The sequence below is a fragment of the Streptosporangium sp. NPDC000509 genome (assembly GCF_042898365.1).
Taxonomy (GTDB): Bacteria; Actinomycetota; Actinomycetes; order Streptosporangiales; family Streptosporangiaceae; genus Streptosporangium.
Map to the genome: position 1 here is coordinate 1 of NZ_JBIAYX010000015.1, position 26142 is coordinate 26142.

At 69.1% G+C, this 26142-nt stretch carries 20 protein-coding genes; 12 read left to right on the forward strand and 8 right to left on the reverse strand.

Annotated elements, in window-relative coordinates:
- Positions 1-88 precede the first annotated feature (88 nt).
- The 3 genes from ACFY3D_RS26165 to ACFY3D_RS26175 form a co-directional block, all read right to left on the reverse strand.
- Positions 89-3730, reverse strand: coding sequence for a CARDB domain-containing protein (locus tag ACFY3D_RS26165; protein ID WP_389983703.1), 3642 nt, complete (start codon positions 3728-3730; stop codon positions 89-91).
- Between the two features lie 321 nt (positions 3731-4051).
- The gene (locus ACFY3D_RS26170; protein ID WP_389983706.1) at positions 4052-4432 is read right to left on the reverse strand and encodes a DUF3224 domain-containing protein; all 381 of its coding nucleotides are present in this window, start codon (positions 4430-4432) and stop codon (positions 4052-4054) included.
- A 90-nt stretch (positions 4433-4522) separates the two neighbouring features.
- The gene (locus tag ACFY3D_RS26175) at positions 4523-6253 is read right to left on the reverse strand and encodes an ABC transporter family substrate-binding protein (protein ID WP_389983709.1); all 1731 of its coding nucleotides are present in this window, start codon (positions 6251-6253) and stop codon (positions 4523-4525) included.
- 314 nt (positions 6254-6567) lie between these two features.
- Here ACFY3D_RS26175 and ACFY3D_RS26180 point away from each other — a divergent pair, with 314 nt between their 5' ends.
- The 6 genes from ACFY3D_RS26180 (at position 6568) to ACFY3D_RS26205 (ending at position 13136) form a co-directional block, all read left to right on the forward strand.
- Entirely contained in the window at positions 6568-7878 is a 1311-nt protein-coding gene (locus tag ACFY3D_RS26180) for an MFS transporter (protein WP_389983712.1), read from the forward strand.
- A gap of 67 nt (positions 7879-7945) precedes the next feature.
- Positions 7946-8683 carry a peptidyl-tRNA hydrolase gene (locus ACFY3D_RS26185; RefSeq protein ID WP_389983715.1) on the forward strand — a complete coding sequence of 246 codons (738 nt, stop codon included), beginning with the start codon at positions 7946-7948 and terminating at the stop codon, positions 8681-8683.
- Between the two features lie 394 nt (positions 8684-9077).
- Entirely contained in the window at positions 9078-10007 is a 930-nt protein-coding gene (locus ACFY3D_RS26190) for a hypothetical protein (protein ID WP_389983718.1), read from the forward strand.
- Between the two features lie 55 nt (positions 10008-10062).
- On the forward strand, positions 10063-10656 hold the full coding sequence (locus ACFY3D_RS26195) for a Maf family protein (RefSeq protein WP_389983721.1): 594 nt from the start codon (positions 10063-10065) through the stop codon (positions 10654-10656).
- An 88-nt stretch (positions 10657-10744) separates the two neighbouring features.
- Positions 10745-11545, forward strand: a complete 801-nt coding sequence (locus ACFY3D_RS26200; protein ID WP_389983724.1) for an EI24 domain-containing protein — start codon at positions 10745-10747, stop codon at positions 11543-11545.
- Positions 11546-11867: 322 nt separating this feature from the next.
- Positions 11868-13136 carry a DUF4192 domain-containing protein gene (locus tag ACFY3D_RS26205; RefSeq protein WP_389983727.1) on the forward strand — a complete coding sequence of 423 codons (1269 nt, stop codon included), beginning with the start codon at positions 11868-11870 and terminating at the stop codon, positions 13134-13136.
- On the opposite strand, the gene ACFY3D_RS26210 is transcribed toward ACFY3D_RS26205, so the two are convergent.
- Positions 13130-14149, reverse strand: coding sequence for a glycosyltransferase (locus tag ACFY3D_RS26210; protein WP_350945881.1), 1020 nt, complete (start codon positions 14147-14149; stop codon positions 13130-13132). The genes ACFY3D_RS26205 and ACFY3D_RS26210 overlap by 7 nt on opposite strands.
- A 496-nt stretch (positions 14150-14645) precedes the next feature.
- Here ACFY3D_RS26210 and ACFY3D_RS26215 point away from each other — a divergent pair, with 496 nt between their 5' ends.
- The 6 genes from ACFY3D_RS26215 to ACFY3D_RS26240 all read left to right on the forward strand — a co-directional run bounded on the left by ACFY3D_RS26215 (position 14646) and on the right by ACFY3D_RS26240 (position 21452).
- Positions 14646-15758 (forward strand): endonuclease/exonuclease/phosphatase family protein, encoded by a 1113-nt coding sequence (locus ACFY3D_RS26215; RefSeq protein WP_389983730.1) that lies wholly within the window; start codon positions 14646-14648, stop codon positions 15756-15758.
- Between the two features lie 18 nt (positions 15759-15776).
- Positions 15777-16862, forward strand: a complete 1086-nt coding sequence (locus tag ACFY3D_RS26220; RefSeq protein WP_362905267.1) for a glycosyltransferase family A protein — start codon at positions 15777-15779, stop codon at positions 16860-16862.
- Between the two features lie 47 nt (positions 16863-16909).
- A complete protein-coding gene (locus ACFY3D_RS26225) occupies positions 16910-17944 on the forward strand; it encodes a lysylphosphatidylglycerol synthase domain-containing protein (protein WP_389983733.1) in 1035 nt (344 codons plus the stop codon).
- 99 nt (positions 17945-18043) lie between these two features.
- Positions 18044-19075 (forward strand): glycosyltransferase, encoded by a 1032-nt coding sequence (locus ACFY3D_RS26230; RefSeq protein WP_362905263.1) that lies wholly within the window; start codon positions 18044-18046, stop codon positions 19073-19075.
- A gap of 3 nt (positions 19076-19078) precedes the next feature.
- Positions 19079-20113 (forward strand): glycosyltransferase family 2 protein, encoded by a 1035-nt coding sequence (locus ACFY3D_RS26235; RefSeq protein ID WP_362905261.1) that lies wholly within the window; start codon positions 19079-19081, stop codon positions 20111-20113.
- Between the two features lie 190 nt (positions 20114-20303).
- Entirely contained in the window at positions 20304-21452 is a 1149-nt protein-coding gene (locus ACFY3D_RS26240) for an endonuclease/exonuclease/phosphatase family protein (RefSeq protein ID WP_350945887.1), read from the forward strand.
- Between the two features lie 54 nt (positions 21453-21506).
- Here the strand turns inward: ACFY3D_RS26240 and ACFY3D_RS26245 are convergent, their stop codons facing one another.
- The 4 genes from ACFY3D_RS26245 to ACFY3D_RS26260 all read right to left on the reverse strand — a co-directional run bounded on the left by ACFY3D_RS26245 (position 21507) and on the right by ACFY3D_RS26260 (position 25845).
- Positions 21507-22388: a BTAD domain-containing putative transcriptional regulator gene (locus tag ACFY3D_RS26245; protein ID WP_389983737.1), complete on the reverse strand. Its 882-nt coding sequence runs from the start codon at positions 22386-22388 to the stop codon at positions 21507-21509.
- Positions 22389-22450: 62 nt separating this feature from the next.
- Positions 22451-23365: a UbiA prenyltransferase family protein gene (locus tag ACFY3D_RS26250; RefSeq protein WP_389983740.1), complete on the reverse strand. Its 915-nt coding sequence runs from the start codon at positions 23363-23365 to the stop codon at positions 22451-22453.
- A gap of 66 nt (positions 23366-23431) precedes the next feature.
- Positions 23432-24472 (reverse strand): NAD-dependent epimerase/dehydratase family protein, encoded by a 1041-nt coding sequence (locus ACFY3D_RS26255; protein WP_362905253.1) that lies wholly within the window; start codon positions 24470-24472, stop codon positions 23432-23434.
- Complete coding sequence (locus tag ACFY3D_RS26260; protein ID WP_350945891.1) at positions 24454-25845, reverse strand: aspartate aminotransferase family protein; 1392 nt, start codon at positions 25843-25845, stop codon at positions 24454-24456. Before ACFY3D_RS26260 ends, ACFY3D_RS26255 begins: the two co-directional genes overlap by 19 nt.
- Positions 25846-26142 lie beyond the last annotated feature (297 nt).

Below are 26142 nucleotides of genomic sequence, written 5' to 3' on the forward strand. Positions count from 1 at the left end.
GGACTCGAAGTCCGGTTGAGGAGAGTGCTCACTCACCAGCGGCTACCAGGCACCGAGTCTGCCAGCGAGGCCAACCCGGTAGGTCCCATTAGTTGCCGGTGATCACGAAGGTCGTCCCCGGCTGTCGCACGATGTCGCCGGTGGCCGAGTTGGTTATGGTCACGTTCGTCAGCGTCGCGTTACCGCGAGCGCCGCTCATGGCGAGGATGCCGGCCCCGTTGTTGGACCTGTCGATCCTCACATTGGTGATCGCGACGTTCGGCATGTTGCCACCGCCCGTCTTGAACTGGATGCCGTCGTAGGTCGAGTCGCGGATCTCGGTGTCGCGGATGGTGACACCGGTGATGTCACCGCCCTGCGGGAACAACGTGATCGCTCCGAACTCCTGGTCCTCGTTCCAGAAGGCGCCACCCGTGCGGTAGAGCCCGTTGTTGGCGATCAACGTGGTCCCCGAGAAGGGCAGGGGGCTGTGGTCGGTCGCCAGCATGATGCCCGGGTAGTTCATGGTGTCGTAGATCAGGTTGTTCTCGATCGAGTTGTTGTAACCGCCGTAGACCGCGATGCCGTTCGCCCGCCAGGGCAGCTGGATGGTGTTGTTGACGAAGTGGTTGTCGTGCGTGTTGTCGACGACCCGGTCCTTCACCGCCTGGTTGGCCCAGATCGCGAGGGCGTCGTCGCCGGTGTTGCGGAACGAGGAGTTGAACACCCGCGAGTTCCGTGTGCCGTTGGTGAAGTTGATGCCGTCGGCGTAGGTGTTGCGGATGCGCATGCCGCTGAACAGCAGGTTGTCGCCCGGCCCCCACAGGGCGGGGATGTTGTCGTAGTCGCGGCCGACCCAGGCGCCCACGTTGGCGTGCTCGATCCACACGTTTGTGATCTTGGTGTTCTCGCCGAACCGGCCGTTCAGGCCCACCCCGCCCTCGTCGTTGCCGTCTCCGCCGCGAATGCGGCCGGATCCGAAGATGGCGATGTCGGAGATCTGGGTGTTGCTGTCGATGTCGAAGCCGAAGTTGCCCTCGTGCGGGTGGTTGATGCCGCCCACCACGTCCTGCGGCTCGGTCAGGGTGTACAGCTGGGAGTGCCACATGCCCGCGCCGCGGATCGTGACGTTCTTGATGCCCACCTGGTTCCACTGCCCACGGTTCAGCGGGTCGTCGGTGAGGATCTTCTGCTCCTGCCGCCACTGTCCCGCCGGGATCCACACGCAGCCGATGACGCCGTTCTGGTCGTCGGTCACCGCCCGCTGGATGGCGGCCGTGTCGTCGAGCCCGTCGTTGGGCACCGCGCCGTAGTCGGTGATCGAGGTGCATTCGGCCGGTCGGCTCGTCGGAGGCGCCACCTGCTCCAGGTCGATCAGGTCGATGACGTAGAACGCGGCCGTGTCGGTCGCGTCACGCTGCAACCGGAATTTGGTGCCGGCCGGGTAGGTCTGCGAGAGCAGCGCGTGCGACTCGTCGAACAACCGCCGGGCGTCGGCCTGGGGGGTGTTCGACAGTGACTCGGGGCCGTCGGTGTTCCCGTACAGCCAGCTGTGGCGTGAGGAGAGGGTGAGCTTCCTGGAGAAGGTGCCGTTGACGTAGAGGCTGATGGTCGCCTCGATGCCGCCGCCGCCCGGCGCGTCGGGGATGGAGTTGCGGACCACGATCGAGTTGGAGGGGTTGGTGGAGGTGAACTCGACGAACTGACCCGTGCTGTTCAGCCGTACCGACTTGCGGCCCGAGGACTCGGTGGCGAAGTTGGTGTGCCCGAAGGTGCGCAGCGGGTCGGTCTCCAGCAGGGTGCCCTGGTAGTCGGCGGATTCGGCCTCGTACTCGACCCATGGGACGGCCGCACCGCGCCCGACCACGATCGACAGCGAGAACGTGTTGTTGTTCTCGTTGGTCTCGGCGACGGCGTTGGTCGCGTCGGCGGTCGCGGTGACGGTGGCGCCGCCGCCGGTGGCGGTCCAGCTTCCGTTCACGGCCACGTTGACCGTCGCGCCCGCGGCGATCGACGCGGTGTTGGTGTTGAGCGTGGTGCCTCCCACCGTCACCCGGGTGACCGTGGTCGCGCCCGTCGCGGTGGTTCCCCGGTTCTTCACCGCCACGGTGAACGTGACCGGCGCTCCGACGGCCGGGTTCGGCGGGTTGGAGGTGACGCCGAGAACCTGCAGGTCGGGCCCGGGAGCCTGCGAGACCACCAGCGGCGACGACGCGGTGAGGGTGTTGTTGTCCTCGTTCTGCTCGAAGACCGAGTTGTCCGGATCCACCCTGGCGTTGACCGTGTAACTCCCCTCGCCGCGGGTGCCGATGTTGTGGGTCACCGTGGCGGTGCCGTTGACGGGGAGGGCGGGGACGGCGACGGTCGCGACCGGAGTGCCGTTGAGGTTGAGGTTCACGCTGTCGGCGGGGGAGGGCGCGGTGCCCGCGTTCCTGACCGTGGCCGACAGGGTGATCGCGCTGGTCTCGTTCGGGGACGCCGGGGTCCACGAGAGGTTCGTGACCGTGAGGTCGGGGTTCGGCGCGGGGACGCCGAAGATCTGGAACTCGGCGACCTGTCCGCCGGGCGCGCCGCTGTTGGCGGTGAACCTCAGCTGGACGTCGGCGACGGTGGCGTTGAGGGGGATCGTCACCGAGTTGCCGGAGGCCGGGTTGAAGGTGTGGTTCTGCGCGGAGACCAGGCTGGTGTAGCCCGTGGCGTTCTGCTCGCGGCCCAGGATCTGGATGTTCTGCGTGCGGGTCCCCCACGCGGAGTCGGGGTTGAGCTTCAGCACCACCGAGCTGACGTTCGCGTTGGCGCCGAGCTTGGCGGTGAGCGTGTTCGGGAACGCGCCGGAGTCGGCCTCCCAGTAGGTGGCGAGGTTGTTGTCGTTCGCGTTCGCGGCGACGAACGAGTGCACGTGGCCGGACTCGGCCATCTCCTTGCCGATCGCCAGGTTGGATCCCGGGGGGCCGGTGCCCTCGCGGGTCACGGAGTTGCTGTTGGCCGACTGGTTGCCCGCCGCGTCCTTGGCCCGCACGAAGTACGTCACGGTCGCCGACGCCGGCTGGTTGTCGGTGTAGGTCAGTACGTTGCCGACACTGCCCCGCAGTTGGTTGTCGGCGTAGATGTCGTATCCGGTGACGCCCACGTTGTCGGTGGAGGCGTTCCAGGTCAGCCTGATCTGGCCGGTGGCCGGCTGGGTGAAGGCGAGGTTGCCGGGGGCCGTCGGGCGCTGGGTGTCGCCGCCGCCGGCGGTGCCGTAGATCTCGAATTCGGAGATCTGCGCTGCGGGCCAGCCGGTGTTCGCGGTGATGGCGACGCGCCAGTACCGGTGGGTCGCGGCACCGAAGTCGATCGTGACCGTGTTGCCGGTCGCCGGGTTGAACGTGTGGTTCGCCGAGGCCACGACCGTGCTGAAGGTGTTGCCGTCGGCGCCGCCCTGGATCGAGAGCGTCTGGGTACGGGTCTGCCAGGCGGCCGCGGGGGGCACCTTCAGCACGATCCGGTCGACGCTCGTGGCGGTGCCGAGGTCGATTCGCGCCCACTGCGGGAAGCTGTTGTTGGGACTCTCCCAGTAGGTGTCCGGGTTTCCGTCGTTGACGGCGGACACCGGGTAGCCGCCCGTGGAGCCGCTCGCCAGGGTCGCCTTGCCCGGCGACAGATTGGGTCCGGCCGCGGCGGAGGCCGGGACGACCGACCCCACGACGAGGAGTAAGCCGGTGACGACCATGGTCGCCACCCGTCGTAACGGTCTGTACAGCATTCTCATTCGCCTTCTTCTTCTCTCGTCGGGCACGGCGGGGCCGAGGCGTGAAGGTGGGACCTTCACCGCACACGTAATGGGGGGCAGGTGCACGACGCGGTGCATCCCTGGAGAGTTGCGATGAGTAGCAAGAAAACGAACAGAGCTTTGCAATATTCTTGCGCGGTGTTGGCCAAAGGTTACATACGTGCTACGGGCGCGTCAACGGCGGGGAAGCGGCTTTCTCGATTGGCTCGACGCGAGCTGTGACATGCCACCAAAACCGGCAAACCGGTGGTGAACGCCGGTCGCGCGCCGGGTGCGAAGCCGGCGCGCGAGAGGGCGTTCTCAGCCCAGCTCGTAGTCGAGGTGGAAGGAGTGGGCGCCGCCGTCGTTGACGATCTGGCCGCCGCCCCGGATGCCCAGCAGCTCGCCGGTGCCGGAGTCGGGAAGGATCGTCCAGCTCAGCCCCGCCTCCCCGGCCGTGTGGTGGAGCACGAAGGTGCCCTCACGGCCGTGCGCGGTGCCGGTGAAGCGTTCGAAGCCCGCGTAGGCCGCCGATGTCTCGACCCGGGGGATCGCGGTGATGATGTCGGCGGTGCTGGTGCCGACCAGGTCGCCGTCGAAGGTCTTGGTGAGGTGCACGCGGGTGAGCGTCGCCCCCTCGGCCTCGTCGTAGGTCTGCGGCTCCCAGCTGTCGATGGTGAAGGTTCCTGTGGCGCGAGGCATGTGTGCTCCCATGTGGGGTTCCGGATCTCGCGCCAATCCTGGCGACCGTACCTGACGTCTGATGTCAGGTACGGCTCCGCGTGGCATCCGCTATGAGAACTGCCATTTGTCCATGTTCCAGGTGATGGTCGACTGCGCGGGGTTGGGGACGACGTTCTGGAGCGTCTCGTCCCAGGCGCTGAGTCCCGGATGCTGGAAGAGCGGGATGGTGGCCAGGTCGCTCCAGAGCCTCTTCTCGATCTCACCGATGATCGGGTTCTGGGCCTCCAGGTCCACCGTCGAGTTCAGCTTCGCGATGAGGCGGTCCACCTGCTCGCTGGAGTAGCAGCCGTTGTTGCTCCCCTTGTTCTGGGCGTCGCACTTTCCCGGTGAGGTGAAGTTGGAGGCCCAGCCGCTGACCAGGGTGGAGCCCGACCAGGCGAACAGGGCCACGTCGTAGCCGTTGTTCGGCAGCACGTTGTCGAGGAAGTCCTCGGAACCCTTGTCGACGACCTTGAAACCGGCCTTGTCGCAGGCCTCGATGATGAGCTGGACCGCCGCGGTACGGCGCGGGTTCGGAGTCTGGTAACCGATGCTCACCTCAAGGCCCGTCTTGCCGGCCTTGCGTAGCAGCGCCCTGGCGCCCGCGATGTCCTGTCGCTCGTACAGGCCCGCGCTGCCGCTGGCCGCGACCACCGCCGCGCTGTTGGCCTGGAAGGGGGCCACGGTGCGGACCTCGAGGGGCTTGGCGGCGGGCGCGACGGGGCCGATCAGGGTGTTGACGATGAGCTGCCTGGGCACGCACCTGGCGAACGCCTCACGCAGCCTCCTGTCCCTGAACGGGCTGGAGTCGAAGTTGAAGTCCAGATGCTCGTAGGTGTACTTCTCGAAGACGCCGACCTTCACGCCCCGCAGCGACTGTAGTTGCCTGAGCACATCGGGCCCCGGCTGGGGCTCGACGATCTGGACCTCGCGGTTCTGCAGCGCCTGGGCCTGCTCGTCGAGGGTGATGAAGCGCTCGACGATCGTCGGGGTCGCGGCGGGGGTGCCCCACCACCTGTCGTTGGCGACGAGGGTGAGCCGCTGCCCGGCGTCCAGTCTGGAGAGCTTGTACGGCCCCGAGGACGGGATCAGCTCGGCGTCGGGCAGCCTGCCCTCGGAGACCCAGCCGTCGTTGAAGAACCTGATGCCCTTCTCCAGCTTCTGCGAGTCGGCCCCTCTGACCGCCGCGATGAACTCCTCCTCCGACAGGCCGTCCTGCTTGGCGACCACGTGGGCGGGCATCATCTCGGTCGCGCCGGGTCCTCCGGCCACCCAGTCCGCGAACGGCTTGTCGTAGACCAGGGTGAACTCCCTGCCGCCCTTCTCGCAGTCGGGGATCCGAGTGTCCCGAAGGCCGGTGGTGTCGGCGGAGGCGAAGCCCTTGACCTTGCCGGACCGGAAGGCCCACCACAGCATGACGTCGTCGCAGTCGATCGGGGTGCCGTCCGACCAGACCGCCTTGTCGTTGATGGTGTACTTGACGCTCAGCGGGTCGTCGGAGATCTTCTCGTACGTCCCGAAGTCCTTGTCGGGGGTGATCGCGCCCTTCTCGCCGTAGAACCAGAAGCCCGTCAGCACCCGCTGCAGCGGGGCGGCGTTGCGCGTGGCGTTCTCCCCGGTGGTGTTGTTGTTGTAGGAGTGGAACTCCTGCTCGTAGGCGTAGGTGATGGTCTCTCTCGGTGGCCCCGACTCCGAGGCCGTGGGATCGTCCGCCGTGCCGTCGTCAGCGCAGGCGCCCAGCAGAAGTGAGCCGGCCGCGAGCAGCGCGAGAAACCCTCCCGGCCTTCGTGCGTGGAACACGGCACCACCCCTTCGATCGCCCGGTCCCCGGCAAGGCCCCCGTGCCGGTCGAGCATCGTCACCTCTCGCGACCGGGCGAGACCCGGACGGGCATCGTGCCCGCTCCGCGACCATGCCGGGTGCGAAACCCTCAGGTCAGGAGAATAGGAAAAACGTAACCTTTGAGCGAATTCACCCAAAATGTGAGATGGAGATCTTGTGGGTTCGCGTCACCGGTGTATCCGTGAACGGGAAGGCTCTCTGGCCTGATTCTTGCGATTATTGGCACTCGGGCCACTCGTTGGGCGAGGTGCCGCCCCACGATTATGAAGCCCATGACAACGACACTTCGGGCGCCCAACCGCGGACTCCACCGCGCCTGGATCGTGGCGGGAGTCGCGTTCGTGGCCATCCTCGGCGCGGCGGGGTTCCGGGCTACGCCCGGGGTGCTGATCACACCGCTGCAGGAGGAGTTCGGCTGGTCCCGGGGCACGATCTCGCTGGCCGTCTCGGTCAACCTCATGCTCTACGGGCTGACCGCACCCTTCGCCGCCGCACTCATGGACCGCTTCGGCATGCGCAGGGTGGTGACGTACGCCCTGCTGCTGGTCGCCGCGGGCAGCGGGTTCACCATCCTGATGAACGCCCCCTGGCAACTCATCCTCTGCTGGGGCATCCTGGTCGGGCTCGGCACCGGCTCGATGGCCCTGGTCTTCGCCGCCACCCTCACCGAACGCTGGTTCGTTCGCCACCGCGGCCTCGTCACCGGCGTGCTGACAGCGGGCGGGGCCACCGGGCAACTCGTCTTCCTGCCCGTCCTCGCCCATCTGGCGGCGGACAGGGGGTGGCGGTCGGCGGCCGTCACGGTCGCCGTCGCCGCCCTCGCCGTGGTCCCCCTGGTCTGGTTCCTGCTGCGCGACCGGCCGGAGGAGGTGGGCACCACCGCCCTGGGCGCCGATCCCGCCGCACCCCCCGCCGTTCGGCCGGCACGGGTGGGAGGCGCCGCCTCACACGCACTCGGCGTGCTGTGGAGCGCGGCGCGTACGCGGCCCTTCTGGCTGCTCGCCGGAGGCTTCGCGATCTGCGGAATGAGCACCAACGGCCTGGTGGGCACCCACTTCATCCCCGCCGCCCACGACCACGGCATGGCCGAACCGGTGGCAGCGGGACTGCTCGCCCTGGTCGGGATCTTCGACGTGGTCGGGACCGTCGCGTCCGGCTGGCTGAGCGACAGGGTCGACTCGCGCATCCTCCTCGGCGCCTACTACGGGCTGCGCGGCCTGTCGCTGATGGCCCTGCCCAGCCTGTTCGGAGCCACCGCCGAGCCGAGCATGCTCGTCTTCATCATCTTCTACGGCCTCGACTGGGTGGCCACGGTCCCGCCCACGGTCGCCCTGTGCCGCCAGATCTACGGTCCGGAGGGGTCCGTGGTGTTCGGCTGGGTCTTCGCCTCCCACCAGGTCGGTGCCGCGATCGCGGCGGTCGCCGCGGGGGTCACCCGTGACCACTTCGGCGCCTACGACCTCGCCTGGTACGCCGCGGGCCTCCTCTGCCTCGCCGCCGCCGTCATGTCGATCGCCATCACCAGGAAGTCGTCCCTCGGCGGGGAGTCCACCGCGGGGAAGCAGGCATCCTTGAAGGCGTGAGAGAACGAGGCGGGCGAACCGCGGGAGACGGAACCGGATCGGACGCGCGGTGGCCGGGGAAGATCGCATGACCGACGCCGGGGACGACGTGACAAAGGCGACGGGCGGGATGGCCGGCAGGAACGGCGGGGACGGCGGAGACGCTGATCGGGACAGGAGGGTCCTCCCGCTCGTGGTGCGCATCGAACGCTCCGCGCCGCCCGAGCGGACCGACGCCCTGGAGGCGGCGGCACTGGCCGTGCTGGCGCTGCTCGACGACCCGCGCGCCCTCGACGGCGGCGAGTGGGCCGAGGCGGTACGCGTCTGGGACGGCAGCCGGTTCAGGAAGGTCGTCCGGCGGGCGCGCGGGGCGGAGTGGCGCAGGGTGCTCGACCTGCCCGGTGTCACCGTCACCTCGGGCACCGCCGAGGTCCGCGTCCACCCGCCGGTCCCACTGGACGGCTGGCCCAAGGACCTCTCCAGGCTCCAGGTCTCCGGTACCGAACTCACCGACTCCTCCGAGCCCGGACCACCGGGAGACGTGGTGCTCTGGCTCAACCCGGGGCTGACGATGTCGGCGGGCAAGGCCATGGCCCAGGCGGGACACGCCGCCCAGCTCGCCTGGCAGGCGAGCACGGACGACGCCAGGAGGGCCTGGCGGGAAAAAGGGCTGGCGGTCTCCGTGCGCACCGCCGATCCCGCCGCGTGGGCCGGGCTGGTCGCCTCGGGCCTGCCGGTGGTGAGAGACGCCGGATTCACCGAGATCGAGCCCGGCTCCCGTACGGTCGTCGCGGACGCCCCTTGGCTGCGCGAGGGCGGCCGGTGACTCCTTCGGGGAGTTCGATTCCCGGACGGCGGGTCGCCCGCGGCCGGTGAGGGGCCTGGGGCCGGCGCGCACGATCGGCAGGTCGGTGTGCGGCTCCCACCTCGCGGGAGGAGACCTCGGAGGTGAGCGCGGCCTCGCACTCCACGAACATTCCGAATTCGTCGCGGAGCGTTTCACACGGGGACGAGAAAGGTACTCGTTCCCGAAGTGTGATGGGGATCCCGCACGGGAAAACCGGATTTGTCGTACGCTCCCGATCGTGCTCGATGGGTTGGGTGGGACTCAGGGGACCCGGGAGACGGGTCCCGCGCCGACATACGTGACCGCCGAGGCGGCCACGTCGGAGATGCCGAAAATCGTGGCTGAGAGTCCCCCGAAGCTACCGGATTCCCCGGTGAAACGGTCCCGCATCGGCGACCTGCCGATGCGCGTGATCTACCGAATCCTGGCCGTGGGCGTCGCGGTGATCGTGGCCGCGGTCGCGACGGTGGTCGGCTTCGTCTCCTCGGGCTCCTCAGATCAACCGGGCGAGGGAAAGACGGGGCAGATCGCCGCGCCATCTGCCGCGCCACCCTCGCCCGGTTCAGTCTCGGCGGAGCCGTCCACCTCGGTGTCGGAGCAGGCGTCCACGCAGGCCTCCGCCGCGTCGGCTTCCCCCTCGGACACCACCTCCGCCACCCCATCCGCGTCGGCGTCCCCCTCGGGAGGCCCGAGTCCTTCCGAGACGGCCGCCCCCGCCTCGGTGTCCGACGGCTTCGAGCCGGCGCCCGACCGCAGCGCCGTCATCGCGGCCCTCACCGACCCCCGAGTGCCCGACCTTCCGCGCGACAAGCGGCTCGCCCGCCTCTCGGGCAAGGCGGCCAAGGGCAAGCGCCGCGTCCAGGACGAAAGATCGGGCGTGTCGCTGGTCCGCCTGGGCAAGCCCTGGAAGGTCTTCGGCGCGTCGCCGTTCGCCACCAAGCAGGTGCTGCCGAAGGCGAAGGGGGCCGGTCACCGGGCGATGGTCGTGAGCTGCCCGGTGCCGATCCTGGTGCAACGGGAGTCCAAGGACACCGCGCTGCTGGCCGCCCGGTGGACGCTCAACCACCACCCCAAGGGCGGCAAGATCACCTGGACCGCCTCGCAACCGATCAAGAACGGCTGGCTGCTCGCCTACCGGGTGAAGTACAAGCTGAAGGGCAAGGCGCGCTTCTCCATGGCCGCCGTCGCCGTGACCGAGATCTCCGGTGCCAAGCCCGCGATGCTTTTCGCCACGATTCCCGACACCCAGCGCAAGTACTGGCGCGCCATCAACACCGCGGTCTCCTCCCTTCGAGTGAAATAGCGCCACCCGGGTCCGTGGCGAGAGGACGGGGAGAGCCGCGCTAGGCTCGGTCGCCGTGACCCAGATCGTCCTCGCCTCCGCCTCTCCCGCCCGCCTCGCCCTGCTCCGCAGCGCCGGACTCGATCCCAAAGTGATCGTCAGCGGCGTGGACGAGGACGCCATCACCGCCGACAGCCCGAGCGAGCTCTGCCTCACGCTGGCCCGCGCGAAGGCGGCCGTGGTCGCCGGCGGTCTGAGCAGCGGGCTGGTCATCGGCTGCGACTCGATCCTCGAACTCGACGGCCGTGCCTACGGCAAGCCGTCCTCGCCCGAGGAGGCCGTGGCCCGCTGGCGCGACATGCGCGGCCGTGAGGGACGACTGCTCACCGGCCACTGCGTCATCAACGTCGCGGACGGGCGCGAGGCGGCGGAGGTGGGCGCGACGGTGGTGCGCTTCGGCACCGCCGGAGACGACGAGATCGCCGCCTATGTCGCCACCGGCGAGCCTCTCCACGTCGCGGGCGCCTTCACCCTGGACGGCCGCGGCGGCTGGTTCGTCGACGGCATCGACGGCGACCACGGCAACGTCCTGGGCATCTCCCTGCCCCTGCTCCGCCGCCTCCTGGGTACCCTCGGGGTCTCCGTTCCCGGCCTCTGGCAGCGTCCCTGACGCCGCGGCTTCTTTTCCCGGGATCTCTGCCGTTCGCGGTATTGCCGGCTGTCCTCCCAAGGGCAGCCGATCCCGATAATCTTCCGCCATGGGTCATTTCCGCTCCTTTCTGGACGGCATCGGGTTCTTCTTCCAGGGACTGCGCTGGGTCGCGCGAAACCCGCGCTGGTGGCTGTTCGGGTTGATCCCGGCGCTGATCGCGTTCGCCCTCTACGCGACCGGCCTCTACTTTCTCGGCACGAACGCGCTGGACCTCGCCGCGTGGGGCACGCCGTTCGCCGACGGATGGGGCGAGGCGGCGCGGACCGCACTGCGAGGGCTGGTCGGTCTGGCGATCTTCGTCGCCGGGTTGATCCTGTCGGTGGTGACCTTCACGGCGATCACCCTGATCCTGGGCGACCCCTTCTACGAGAAGCTCTCCGAGAAGGTGGAGGAGACCTACGGGGAGGTGCCGACCGGCCACGACCTTCCGCTGTGGAAGTCGATCCCCCGATCCATCAGGGACAGCGTGATCACCCTCGGATGGCTGTTGCTGTTCACGATCCCGCTCTTCTTCCTCGGGTTCGTGCCGGTGATCGGGCAGACGGTGGTGCCGGTTCTGGGCGCCCTGGTCTCCGGGTTCTTCCTCACGGTCGAGCTGACCACCCTGGCCCTCGAGCGCAGAGGACTGGTGCGCAAGAGCAGATTCGGCCTGCTCAGGGGGAACAAGGCCCACGCGCTCGGCTTCGGGGTCCTGCTCTTCCTGCTCTTCCTCGTCCCGTTCGTCGCGGTGGTCGCGATGCCCGCCGCGGTGGCCGGTGCGGCCATCATGGTCCGCACCCGTCTGGCACCGGCCGTCCTCCCTGAGGGAAGGACGGCCGGGGGCCCACGCGTCGACAGGGGTGTCTGAGAGGGCTGCCCCAGGAAGGGGGCACCGGGCCTTCGGCGCGTCCCCTTCAGGTGCCTGAGGATGCTCCCATGGTTCGTCAAGCGGCAGAAGTCAGATCTTCCTGTGCCGGCCGGGGAGATAGGAGCGCGTAGATCTCTCGGGCGATGTAGCGCTTCAGGCAGCGGATGATCTCTTTCTTGTCCTTGCCTTCTTTGGTGCGGCGTTGTAGGTGGTCGCGGGTGCGTGGGTCGGTGGCCGTCCGGCTGTGGACGGCCGCGGGCTCTGTCCACAGAACTCCGTTCGGGGCGCGAACGGCGGCACGGTTCCGGCGAGGCTTCCCGGCATGACATCAGACCACCCGGCCTCGCCCGAGTCCTCCTTCCCCCGGTTCCCGACCTCGTCGAACGACTCCTCGGCTTCGTTCGAAGCGCTCTCTCCCTCGTCTGCGCTCTCGTCCGAGCCCTCCTTGTCCTCCTTTCCCCAGTCCCCGCCCTCCCCGCTCGCCTCGGCGCCCCGGCTCCTGCTCGGTTCCACCGAAGACGTGCTGGGGGCCGTTCCCTACCTGCTGGGGTTCCACCCCACCGACAGCCTGGTCGTCATCGGACTCACGGGCAGTCCGCCCAGGATCAGGCTGCACCTCACCGTCCGCTGGGATCTGCCCCTGGGCTCCGGCGGTCTCGGCCAGATCGTCCCGCTCTTCGGAAAGGAGGGTGTCGCCCAGGTCATCCTGGTGGGCTACGGTCCCGGCCCGCTGGTGACCCCGGCCGTCGACGAGGCCGTGGCGCTGTTCCGCCGGAGCGATCTCGTCGTCGTCGACGCGCTCCGGGTGGAAGGCGGTCGCTACTGGTCGTACGAGTGCTCGCGGACCGACTGCTGCCCGGCCGACGGCGTGCCGTACGAGCGGCGGGCCGACGCGGTCGCGGCCGAGGCGGTCCTGCACGGGCTGGTCGCCCTGCCGGACAGGCAGACCCTGGAGCGCTCGCTCGACCCGGTCACCGGGCCCGCGCGGCAGGCGATGAGCGAGGCGACGGACCGTCTCACGGCAGAGCTTCGCGACAGGCTCGCCAGATGCCGCGACGCCGACGGGTTCGCGGCGGAGTTCGTCGCGGACGGCATGGCCAGGGTTCGCGAGGCGATCGTCACCTACGCCTCGGGAGGGCGGCTCGGCGAGGAGCAGGCGGCCAGGCTGGGGATCGACCTGGCGGTGATCAGGATCCGTGACGAGGCATGGGCGCTGGTCGGTGAGGAGAGTCACGAGGCGCACCTCAGGCTCTGGCACGACCTCACCCGGAGGCTCGAGCCGCGGTTCGTGCCTCCGGCGGCCTCGTTGCTCGGCCTGGTCGCCTGGCAGCGGGGAGACTCCGCGCTGGCGGGCATCGCCCTCACCCGGGCGCACGAGGCCAACCCCGGTTACTCGATGGCCCACCTGCTCGCGCACGCGATCCACCATCTTGTCCCACCGCACGCGCTCAACGGCCGGATGCCCAGCCCCGAGGAGCTCGACCGGGAGATGGGCACTCCCCGGATGGCCTGGTTGCTTCCGATGGCCGCGCTACTGGAGAAACCCGGCGGCCCCGCATCCGAGGGGGCCGCTACGGGGGCGCGTCACTGATGCTTCAGCTCACCGGTCTGGGGGACCCAGGGAACACTCGGCCGTCCCCCCACGAGACGCTGAAGCACACCGACCCCCGCTCCCGCCGCTCCCACGAAAGTGACCAGAAGATGGACGGCGCCGAAGTAGAGGCCGAAGAGGAGACCTCGGCGGGCGAACACCCGCCGGTAGGTGCTGCCGTCGAGGACCACGGCGGCGGCGACGAGGAGCGGCGACACGAGGGCGCCGACGGGACCGACCAGCAGTGGCAGCGAGATCGCCGGTACGGCGGCGACCAGCAGGACACCGCCGAACGCGCGCGGTACGGAGTCACCGGGCGTCTCGCCCCGGGTCCATTCCCGGGCGCTCACCCGTGCGCGCCGGAACACCTTCTTCAGGATCACCCGCAGCGTGGAGTCGTGGTCGGCCCGGCCGCGGACGGCGTCGGTGATGCGCACCCCGTAGTTCTTCCGCATCAGCCGGGAGCGGTAGTCCGCGGACACCGTGTCGCTCAGATGGGGGTTGAAGGGGCCGATCTCCTTGAACACCTCGGTCGGCACGGCGAGCACGGCGGCGTGCAGCTCAAGGGTCGGGCGGTCGGTCGGCATCCACCAGTGATACATCTGCAGCGCGCGATACTGCGCGGCGAGGCTGCTGGCCGCGAGCGGCTCGGGGTGGAGGATGCCGCCCAGGGCACCCAGCCCGGGCTCGGATCCGAGGATGTCCACCGCGTTCTCGACGCTGTCCGGGTCGAGTGCTATGTCGCCGTCCTGGAAGAGCAGGATCTCGCCGTGGGCGTGCTCCGCGCCAAGGTTGCGCGCGGTCGACGCCCCGCTGTTGACCTCGGTGCGCAGCACGGTGACGCCCATCGACCTGGCCACCTCCGCCGCGTCCTCGGTGCCGCAGTCGTCCACCACGATGACCTCGATGGGCGAGTAGGTCTGCTCCTTTATCGCACGTAGGCACAGGCGTAGCACGTGGGATCGGTTGAAGCTGGGGATGATGACCGAGACTAGCGGGCGTTCTCGATTCATGGGTCGCTCCATTGGCTGAAGGCCGCTCTTTCCGAACCGCGGGGTGTTGGCCGATGATCAGGGCGGGCTGCCCCGGTGGGTTCTCGGTCGACCGGCCGTGGCTCGTCGCCAGGCCCCGGACCGCCTTGCTTTCGGCTTGCTTCCGTTCCACGCTAGCCGCGACGGCTTGTCTCATTCTTGTCGTCCGGTTCGCCGCGTCGTACGGTTCCCTTTCCGCGGGGCCTGTGCCGTGGCCCGCGTGGTCCGCGGCGAGGTTGATTCTGCGGGCGCGGACGACAAGGAAGCGACAAGAACCGGTCAGTACGTTGAGGTACCGCTGGAAGTGATCGCGGATCTTCAATGGCTGTCGCCGGCCTGACCTACGTGCCGAGGTGGTGTGCTGATGGGCGACCGGGACATCTTGACCGAGGATCAGCCCACGGAGGTCCCCCCGGAGAAGCCGGTCGGCCGGTGGGCTCGCCTCGGTCGGTTCATCCGGCCGCGGCGACGGTGGTGCTTGGGCACCCGGCTGGTGGTGACCGCCACCACGGGATGGCTGCTGTTCGTGGTCGTGCATCTGCTGGTGAGCGGCCGCACCTCGCTGTGGGCCCCGCTCGACCTGATGCCGCCGTTCATGTTCGTGGCGGTGCCGGTTCTGGTGCTGGTGGTGGCGCCGCTGGCGCGCCCGGTCCGCTGGCGGGTCATCTCGGTGCTGGTGTTCACCCTGGTGCTCGGCGCGGGACGGAGCGGGATCAACGTGGCGACCCTCTGGTACACCCCACCGCCCGCACCGCCCGGGGCGATCACCGTGGTCACCTGGAACACCGAGTTCTGGGACCAGGATTGGCGCACCTCCGACGGAAACCGCTATTCACCCGACTTCTACGACTACCTGCGCGAGATGGACGCGGACGTCTACCTGCTCTCGGAGTATCTGTACGTCGACACCTCGGCGGGGGACATGATGACGTCGAAGTGGACCGCCGACATGGCACTCCGCATCGACAAACTGCCGGAGCTGCGGCGCGAGTTCCCCGGATACCAGGTCGCGACGTCCGGGGAGCTGATCACGCTCTCCCGGCTCCCCATCGTCGGGGAGCGCGGGCTCGACATCACCCGGTGGCTGCCCGACGACCAGAAGGCGGTGCCGGAGGTGATGCGGGACTGGCCGACCTCCTACACGGTCGAGACGCTGCGCACCGACATCCAGGTGAACGGCACGGTCGTCTCCTTCTACAACACGCAGATCAACCAGCCTCCGCTCGAGTGGCGGCTGTACGACGGCGAGGCCCGTGACTCAAACCAGTACGCCCACAGCCGGCGGGAGGCGAGCTATCGGGCGCTTCGCGCGGACATCGAGGCCAACGACCATCCGGTGATGCTCGGCGGCGATCTGAACACCACCCCGGCGATGGGGATGCTCCGGCTGCTACCGGAGAAGCTGGTCGATCACACCCGGGCACTGCCGTCCCTCTACCCGGTCACCTACCTCGCGGGAGTCGGCGAACTCTGGCGGATCGACTGGGTGCTCACCACGCCGGACCTCCTCGTGCACCGCTACGAGATGCCCGGATCGGCCGGACTGTCCGACCACCGCCCTCAACAAACGGTTCTATCGGTTGGCCACTGAGCCGCAGAAGGAGTTCAGATGACGGAACCGGCGACGGCGCGGCCCGAGGACGTCGCGGTCATCGTGCCGAACTACAACAAGAAGAAGACCCTCCGAGCCTGCCTGGAGGCGGTTTACGCGCAGACCCACCCCCCGGCCGAGGTGATCGTGGTCGACGATCGCAGCACGGACGGCTCGTTGGAGATCGCGCGGGAGTTCCCGTGCACGATCATCGAACTGCCGAGCAACCGGGGGCCTTCGGCGGCGCGCAACGCCGGGGTGGACGCCAGCGGCTCGCCCCTGCTCTTCTTCGTGGACTCCGACACGGCGCTGGCTCCGGACGCCGTACAGAACGCGGTGCGCGCCTATCGGGACACGCCCGACTGCGGCATGGTCCAGGGGATCTACGACAAGGAGCCGCTCTTCGACGACGGCCCGGTGGAGCGCTACCGCGTCTTCTCCGAGCACTTCGACCGCCAGCGGGCGGTGTCCACGTTCCTGTCCAACTCGCTGATCCCGCGCACGGTCTTCCGCGAGGCGGGCGGGCTGGACGAGCGGTTGCGCGACGGTGAGGACTTCGAGTTCGGCAACCGGGTGCCGTCCAAGTACCGGCTGGTGGTGACCGCGACCGTGGTCACCAGGGCGGACGATGTCGACCGGTTCTGGGAGTGCATGTGGGAGCGGTTCGTCAGAGCCAGCACCCTGCCGGTGATCATGTTGAGGGCGCGGCGGCTGTACGACGACGACACGATCGGATTCCGGCTGGACATGATCGGGCCGGAACCGCGCACCCGCCGCCTGCCGCCCCGGATCTCCTCCGTCTCGGCGGCGCTGAGCCTGTTCACGCTGCCGTTCGTCTTCCTCGCGCCATGGCTGCTCCTGGTGCTCGCGCTGCTGCTGGCGGCGTTCGTGACGGTGAACCGTGACTTCCTTCGATACTCCTACCGCTACCGCGGCGCGGGCTTCGCGCTGCTCATGGCCTCGATGCAGTTCTGCTATCACACGGCGTTCTTCCTCGGAGCCGGCGCGGGGCTGCCACGGCTCGTCTTCGAGTTGCTCCGCCGCCAGGGGCACCCGGCCAAGACCGGCCTGACCACGGTCTCCTCGGCCGGTGCGCCCGAGTGAGCGTGATCCGGTCGTGGCGCCCGTCGTGGCGTCCGCCTCGCGCACTCGTGCGCGCCCTGACGGCGGTGTTCGCCCTGGTCCTGGTGGGTGCGGTGGCGACGGCACTGGCCGGGCAGGACTGGAGCGTGGTCTCGGTCATGCTCGCCGGGAGCGACGGCGGGCGGATCGGCCTCCTGCTCGCCGGTGCGTTGCTGATCAGCATGGTCGGACTGGGATTCGGCTATCTGGCGTGGCGGGCGGTGCTGTTCGAGCTTGGCCCGCCGGTGAGCGAACCACGGGTGGCGCGCGTCTTCTTCGTGACATTCCTCAGCAAGTACGTGCCGGGGAAGGTGCCGGGCCTGATCGCCGCGACCAAGGTGGCCACGGCCAACGGCGTCGGTTTCGGGCGGTTGATGAGCACGGCGGCGCTGAGCATGAGCCTCGTCCTGCTGACCGGGCTCACGATCGGGCTGCTCGCGGGCGTGCACATGCTCGGCACCCAGGTGGTATGGCTGGTGGTGGCGGCGACGGTGCTGGTCGTGGTCGTGCTGGTACGACCGCAACTGGTCAACCACGGCGCGCACCTGCTGCTGCGGTTGCTGCGCCGGCCGGACCCGACCAGGTCGGCGTCGGCACGTGGGATACGGCTGGCCGTCGTCTCGCAGGCGGTGTCGTGGACGGTCACCGGCCTGCACCTGTGGCTGCTCGCGGTCGCGATGGGGGCCGACCCCGTGCGGTCCCTGGGACTGTGCGTGGGCGCGTTCACCCTGGCCACGACGGTCGGAATGCTGACGGTCGTGCTGCCCGACGGGATCGGTGTCCGCGAGGCGGTGCTGACCGCCGCCCTGACGGTGGTGCTGCCCGCGCCGGCCGCCGCGGTGGTGGCGGTGGCGAGCCGGCTGGTCTCCACGGTCGGCGAGGTGGCCTTGGGAGCGGCGGCGCTGGCGGTGGCCGAGGTCGCCATCAGGCGCGCTCCGGCCGCTCCGGCCGCTTCGGCCGCTTCGGCCTCGGCAGCGGAACCGGAACCGGAGCGGGTGACAGAGCCGGCGACAGAGTCGGCGGCGGAGGCCGAAGCGGCAGCGGCACCGGCGGGAGACAAGTAGCCATGTCAAGCATCGGAAGACACGAATGCGCGCGAGCGTCCGCCGGGCGGGTCCCCTCCCGGCCGACGGACGCCCGCCGACCCGAAGGGGGCATCGACCATGGATGAGCAGCGACCGCTGGTCTCGGTCATCGTGCCGAACTACAACTACGCCCGCACACTGGACCTGTGCCTGAGCGCGCTGGAGCGGCAGGACTACCCGCACATCGAAGTGATCGTCGTCGACGACCGCAGCACCGACGACTCGGTGGAGACGGCCCGCCGGCACGGGGTGCGGGTGGTGGTCACCGACACCAACATCGGGGCGCCGGCGGCGCGCAACCTCGGCGTCCTGCACGCACGCGGGGAGGTGCTGTTCTTCCTCGACTCGGATGTGGCGCTCACCCCGGACACGGTCGGGAACGCGGTGGCGCTGCTCACGTCCGATCCCACACTGGGGGTGGTGTGCGGCACGTACGAGCCCGAGCCGTTGATCCCCGACAGCCGCGTGGAGCGGTACCGCAGCCTTCAACTGCACTACTGGATCTCCGGTGACGCGGGCGACATCACCACGATCTATTCGGCGATCTTCGCGATGTGGGCGAGGGTCTTCCACGAGGTGGGTCCGCTCAACCCGGCGTTGCGCCACAGTGAGAACGCCGACTACGGCCACCGGATCACCCAGCGCTACCGCATCGTGCTGGACACCACGATCAGGGGCGCGCACGACCACGACGACCGGCTGAGCGTGGTGCTGTCGAAGTTCTTCCACCGCGCACGTCTGCACATCCCGCTGTACCTGCGCCGGCCGGACTTCAACGGCGGCCCGACCAACAGCAGCCGCGGCTGGGGTTCGCTCGCCGCCCTGTTCGCGGTGGTCACCGTGGTGCTGCCGGTGCTGTTCGGCCCGCTCTGGGCGCTCGTGCCGATCGTGCTGCTGATCGGCTCCATCGCGTCCGACCTGGGGATGTACCGTTTCGTCTGGCGCTACGCCGGTGCGGCGTTCACCGTTTACTTCACCGCGATCCACTTCCTGGTGAACGTCACCGTCGCGGTGGCGGTGTTCGTCGGCGTCGCGCAGTGCCTGCTGTCCAGCCGGTTCCGGCGCACCTACGACATGCCGAACCCGTCCGCGCCGGCGATGGGGGCGTGAGCGATGACCCGCCCGCTGGTATCGGTGGTGGTGCCCAACTACAACTACGCGGCCTCACTGGAGCTCTGCCTGCGCGCCATGAGGGAGCAGACCTACCGGCCCATCGAGCTGATCATGGTGGACGACGGCAGCACCGACGACTCCGTCGCGGTCGCGGAACGGCTCGGTGTCCGGGTCGTCCACACCGGGCGCAACATGGGGGTGGCCGGCGCGCGTAACCTCGGCGCCGCCCACACCCGTGGCGAGATCCTGGTGTTCGTCGACTCCGACGTGGCCGCCTACCCCGATGCCGTCGAGGTGGCGGTGGGCATGCTCGCGGAGAATCCGCGGCTCGGGGCGGTGTGCAGCATCCACGACCCGGAGCCGCTGATCCGCGACAGCCTCGTCGAGGAGTATCGGGCGCTGCAGTACTACTACTGGACGGCGAGCTCCGAGGGGCCCATCTCGTTTCTCTTCCCGGCGCTGGTCGCGATGCGCCGCAGTGTGTTCGACGAGGTCGGGCCGTTCAACACCCGGTTGCGCGAGACCGAGGAGGTCGATTACGGCCACCGTCTCACCCAGCGGTACGACATGGTGCTCACCACGGCGATGCGGTCCCGGCACGACCACGACGACCGGCTGTTCACGTTGCTGCGCAAGCTGTTCCGGCGGGGGCGCGCCCGGGTGCCGCTGTACGCGCGGCGCAAGCGCTTCGCTCGCGGGTTCGAGACCTCGAACCGGGCCGGTGGAAGTCTCGCCGCCCTGGCGGCGGTGGTCACACTGCCGGCGGTGGCGCTCGGTCCGGCCGGTGCCGTGTTGCCGGTCCTCGCCCTCGCCGTGTCGATCCTGGCGGACCTCGGCATGTACCGGTTCGTGCTGCGGAGGCGCGGCCCGCTGTTCCTGCTCTACTACGGTACGGTGCATTTCGTGGTGAACGTGACCATCGCCGCCGGGGTGGTGGCCGGAGTCGCGCAGTGGTTCTGCTCCGCCAGGTTCCGCCGGCTCTACGATTCCGAGCTGCTCGTGCGGCCATCGGCGACCGGGGAGGCGACGACATGACGGCTCGCCCGTTCCCGCCCATGACGTTCATGACATCCGCGACGTCCTCGCCGTTCATGGTGTCCGCGACGCTCGCGGCGCCCGTGGTGCTCGCGACGCCCGCGATGTCCGCGGCACCCATGACGACCGCGACGACCGCGCCACGCGCACGTTCCGGACCCGGTCACCGTCGATGACCGATACGCGGGTCGTGACAGCGACCGCCGGGTCCCGGCCCGCGTGGCGGTCGCGCTGGAGGACCTGGCCGCTGCTGTCCGCGCCGGTCGCCTGGCTGGTGTTCGTGGTGCTCCATCGCGTGCTGTCCGGCCGGGTGTGGTGGTGGCAGGTTCCCGAGCTCGTGCCGCCGCTCGCCTTCGCGGTCGTCCCGGTCCTGCTGCTCGCGGTGGCCCTGCCGGCGCGCCGGGCACGGGGGTGGATCGCGGCGGTGACGCTCGCCTCCCTGGTGCTCGGCGGAGGCGGGAGCGGGCTCAACCTCGCGGCCCTGTGGCACCGGCCTCCACCCGCGCCGCCGGACGCGATCACGGTGTTCTCCTGGAACACGTTCTATTGGGACCAGCGGCCGGAGAACGGGGCGGCGATGCCGCCGCCCACCGGCACTCCGCCACGTGACATCGCCGACTTCTACCGGTATCTGCACGACCAGAAGGCGGACGTGTATCTCCTACAGGAGTACGTCTACTTCGGCCAGGACTCGAAGGCGATCCGGGTGGACGACCTGGACAGGCTGCGCCGGGAGTTCCCCGGCTATCACATCGCCGCGGCGAGCGAGCTGGTCACGGTCTCCCGGTTCCCGATCGTCCTGCGGTCGGGGATCGACCTGCGCCCGTGGCTGTCGGAGGAACGCGACAAGGCCATACCTCCCGACCCGGGTCTGCCGGATTTCTCCACGGTGAAGACACTGCGCACGGATGTACGAGTCGGCGGGGACGGCGGAAAGACCGTCTCGCTCTACAACACGCACATCAACTCTCCCGTCCACGCGTTCCCCCGGGGCCCGGATCCCCGCCGCCTCAACCGGACCCAGCACGAGCGGCGGCAGGCCAACCTCCGCGCGCTCGCGGCCGACGTCGAGCGGAATCCGCACCCGATCCTGCTGGCCGGGGACTTCAACGCCTCACCGGCGATGGGCATCCTGCGCCTGCTGCCGGACCGGCTCGTCGACGCCACCCCGGTGCTCGGATCGCTCTACCCCACCTCCTGGGACGACCGCCGGCCGCTGTGGCGGATCGACTGGGCGTTCACCACACCGGACGTCACCGTGCACCGGTACGAGCTGATGCGGTCGAACGGTCTTTCCGACCACAGCGGGCAGCGCCTGGTCGTCTCGACGAGCGGTTGACCCGGGAGGAATCGCCCGGAAACGGGGATGCTCAGAAGGACCGGGGAAGAACGGTCAGGGCCTCCGGGACAGCACCCGGTCGGGCAGATGGGCCGTGGGACGGGTCCAGCTCAGCGATTCGGCGCGCGGTGGTTTCCCGAGGGGCGCCCAGCCGAAACCGCCGTGGTCGGCACCGGCCAGGACCACCTCCCCGGCCGCCCAGACCGGCTGATCGTGATCGCCTCGCAGGATCTCCTGGTGCAACGCGCGCAGCTCAGGCCCCGGCTCGATGCCCAGGTGGTCGGCCAGATACCCGCGCAGGAGCGCGTACTGGGCCACCGCCTCCGCGGTGCGTCCCAGGGCGCACAGTGCGCGCATCAGCATGCTCGCGAGCGGTTCCACGAGCGGGTAGCGGGGAACGAGGGGGGTGAGCTCGGTCACGACCGTGTCAGGCCGTCCCAGCCGCAGGTGCGCCTGCGCCCAGGTGACGACGGCGCCGACGAACTGCTGCTCGATGCTGTAGCGCATCCGGGAGGCCCAGTCTCCCGAGATGCCGGTCAGCGGCGAGCCGCGCCACAGCTCCATCGCCTCGGCGAGCAGTGCGACCCGGACGGAGTCGTCGTGCGCATGGGTCTGCGCCTGCTTCGCGAGCCGGTGGAACCGGTGGGCGTCCACCCGCTCCGGGGCGGCCTCCAGCACGTAACCGCCGCCGCGGCGCTCGATGGAGATCGCGGATCCCGTCAGCGCCTGCCGCAGGCGTGCGATGTGGGCGTACAGCGAATCCGTCGCCCGGTCCGGCGGAAGATTCCAGACCCGGTCGATCAGCGTCGGAAGTGACACGGGATGATTGACGTCGACCGCGAGGGCGGCCAGCACCGCACGTCGTTGCGGTGGTCCCAGGGGAACACGCCGGCCGTCGACGGTCACCTCGACCGGACCCAGTATGCGGACTTCCATTCTTTCCTTCCGTGTCGCTTTCACCGCGCCGCTTTCACGACGCCGCTTTCACAACGTCGTTCTCACAACGGGACGAGATGGTGGGCGAGCAGGAGCGTCACACCCAGGGTGGCGGCCCACAGCACCGAGTTGGCGACCATGACCCGGTCCCGAAGCAGGATCCGGACCGGGTCGCCACCGTCGTCGTCTATCAGCTGGATCTGCAGGTAGCGGAAGAGGGCGAAGAGCGCGAAGGGGGTGGACAGCAGCATCGCCGTCTGGCCGTACTGCGGGCCGAACGGGCCTTCGTCGCGCAGGTAGATGAGGCCGGACAGCAGGGCGAGCACCGAGGCGATCTGCAACAGCCAGTTGGTCAGCTCCATCGAGTAGCCGCGGAGTGCCGGGCGGTGCGCGGCGCCGCTCTTCAGTTCCTGACGCCGCTTGCCGATGAGGAGCAGCAGGGAGATCGAGAACACCGTGACCAGTAACCAGGCGGCGGCCCGCCCTCCGGTCACCTCGTATCCCTGGATGACCCGGAGGACGAAACAGACGGCTATCGTGCCCACGTCGACCAGCGGTACGTGTTTGAGAAAGCCGCTGTACGCGATGTTGATCACGAGGTAGGCGAGGATCGGCCAGTAAGGGCCCGGGGTGAGCCCGACGATGGCGCCGAGCAGCCCGAGCAGGATGGCGCAGTAGACGTACGCGAGCCTGATCCCCACGCGGCCGGCCGCGACCGGACGGTGACGCTTGACGGGGTGGTGCGCGTCACGGTGCCGGTCGGCGATGTCGTTGCCGACGTAGACGGCGGCGGAGGCGAGGATGAACGCGACCGTGGCCAGGACGATCTCACCCAACGCGGTGAGGCTCCACAGGGAGGTGTCGACGAGCGCGATCGGCACGAGGAGGATCGCCTTGGCCGCGTGCGACGGCCGTATCAGCCTGAAGAGGTCCGTGACCAGGTGTGGACGGGTCTTCGCTGCCTCTTCCGGTGCCACCTCCCGGGGCTGTGGGAGCTCTGGGATGTCTGCCGATTCGACGACGTACATGCTTTCCCCGTCACTTCAGAAGAACACTTTCGCCAGGGACAGCGCGCCCTGCCGCCACGCGTCGCGGCTGGTCTGGCCGGCGCCCCGAGGCGAGCCGGCGCCGCGATTCTCCCGCCACCAGGCGTATGTGCGGAGAATCGCGTCCCGGTTGGACAGCCGGGGGCGGAAGCCGAGCCGCTCCCCGGCCTTGTCGATGCTGACGTAGGAGTCGGCGAGCAGTTTGTGCACCAGCCGTCCGTACACCGGCGACAGCCGGGTCCTTTCCAGTAGCCGGAGCCCGGTCAGGGCCGGCCGGACGGGCAGCGACACGACGCGTTTTCCGTGACCGGCCGTGTCGAGTACCGCCTGGAAGTCCTCTCGCAGCGTGCCGAACTCCGCTGCCGCGAGATTGTAGGTGTCGTTCGCGATGTCGGCCGGCACCGTCAGGACGTCGGCCACGGCATCCACCAGGTCCTCTATGGCGAGCATCTGGATGCGTACGTCCCCGCGGCCGAGGACCGGGAAGTTCCGGCCCTCCTCGGCCCATTCGAAGAGCATCGCGAAGAGGCCCATCCGGCCGGGACCGAGGAAGGTCTTGGGGCGCAGGATCGGCACGCACATTCCGCCGGCCCGGTACTTGTCGGCGAGTTCCTCCGCCTCGGTCTTGGCCCTGGTGTAGGGGTCGACGGGCTCGCGCGGATGCTCCTCGGGGGTGGGCACCAGTTTCGGGAGCCCGTACACGGCGGTGGAGGAGATGTGGACCGTTCTTTCCACCCCGGCCCGGCGCGCGGCCTCCAGCACGCTGTGGGTGCCGCCGACGATCAGGCTGTGGATCTGCTCCGCCGGATAGCTCGGCAGCGCGCCGGCGCAGTGCACGACCGCGTCCGCTCCGGCCATCGCCTCGGTCATCAGCGAGACGTCCCGTACGTCGCCGACCCGGTGGCCGTATCCGGGGTCCGGTTCCGAGGGCGGGCGCAGGTCCACGCCGATCACCTCGTGGCCCGCGAGTACGAGCCGCCGGACCAGGTTGCCGCCGAGCATTCCGGCGCTGCCGGTCACTACGACCCGATAGGCCACCGTGACCCCACCTTCTCTCGCACGAACCTGGCGAGCAGTCGAGGCAGGCCCTTGGCCAGGGTCTTGTCGAGGCTCTCCAGGAAGTACTCGAGGTCGTCGGGCTCGATGGCGAGGGTCGGCGCGACGACGAGCGGGTTCTCGACGTTCGGGCTGTAGTACGACACGATGTCGTGCTCGCGGTAGAGTTCCGCGATCACCGAGAGGGTGATCAGCTTGGTGCGGAAATTCGGATCGCCGGAGAAGCCCGGTGCCAGCTTGCCGGCGAGGTCGAGCACCTTGGGGCCGCCGGTCAGGAACACCCCCCACAGCGCCCCGGTACCGGTCACCTGGCCGACCACCTCCGGATAGCGCTTCTGGATGTTCTCCAGTCCGGGGCCCAGGACGCGCTCGATCTGCCTGGCCCGCGCGGGATAGTCCTCCTCGACGATCACGTTGATCGCCTCGATCGCGGTGGCGGTCTCCTCGCCGAACCCGTAGTAGGTGGTGCTGTGCAGGATGACGTCGGAGAGCCGGTCGTAGGCCTTGCGGAAGATGGGCTCTCGGGCGGTGTACCCGGCGATCGACGCCTTCCCGCCGCCGAGCGATTTCGAGTAGGCGAGGATGTCCGGCAGCAGGCCCGGATATCGCATGAAGTAGAAGAGGCTGCCGGTCTTACCCCATCCGGTGTACACCTCGTCGAAGATGAGGATGATGTCGTGCTCGTCGCAGAGCCGTCGCAGTCCGTGCAGGTCGGCCTCCGACCAGGAACGCATGCTCGAAGCGCTGAAGGGCTCGACCATGATCGCGTAGACGTCGCATTTCCCGTCGGGGGTGCGCGCGGCGTCGACCGCCGCCCGTACGGACGCGAGGTCGCCGTAGGGGTGGATGACGATGCCGGGAAGCCCGGGGAACCGGAACGAGTTCTCCGAGGATCCGGTCAGACTCCCCGCGCCGAGGGTCTTGCCGTGGAAGCTGATGTCGGACCGCAGGATGGTGTTACGCCGCCCGCCGTGATACTTGTACGCCATCTTGATGGCGCCCTCGTTCGCCTCGGCGCCCGAGTTCGGAAAGTAGGAGATGTTCAGGTCGCCCGGCAGCAGCGTGGCCACGTTGTGGCTCAGGGCGGCCACGTAGGGCGAGAAGAACGCCTTGTGGACCTCCATGCGCCCCCGCTCGGCGAACCGGCGGCGGGCGGCCAGGATGCGCGGGTGGTTGTGGCCGTGGTTGAGTACGCCGACCCCTCCGGTGACGTCGAGGATCCGGCGGCCGTCACGGGTCCAGATCCAGGCGCCCTCGGCTCGTTCGGCGAGTTCGCGACCGAAACCGAAGGAGGTCATGAGGTTGACCTGGCTGCGGCTGACGTACTTCCCGTAGAGGTTCTGGACCTGCTTCACGGTAAGGTTTTCACACTCATCGATGCCGATTAACTCCGACACGTCCGCCCTTTCCTGGCGTTTTTCTGAAACTTTCAGCTTCTGGCGTCACGGATGAGTTCGGTTCGAGGATGGCGATCGTCGCGAGGCGGGTGTCCGTCGAGTGCCCGCGGTGGTGCCACCGCTGTCATCGATCAACCCCCGGAGCTTCCTGTGCAAGATGCCGGCCTTCTCTCTAGAGATGTGAGAAGACGAGAGAGATGTCGCTAATAGTGATGAATGTTGCTATACCTCGCACCACACAAGTTTGTGTAGGTC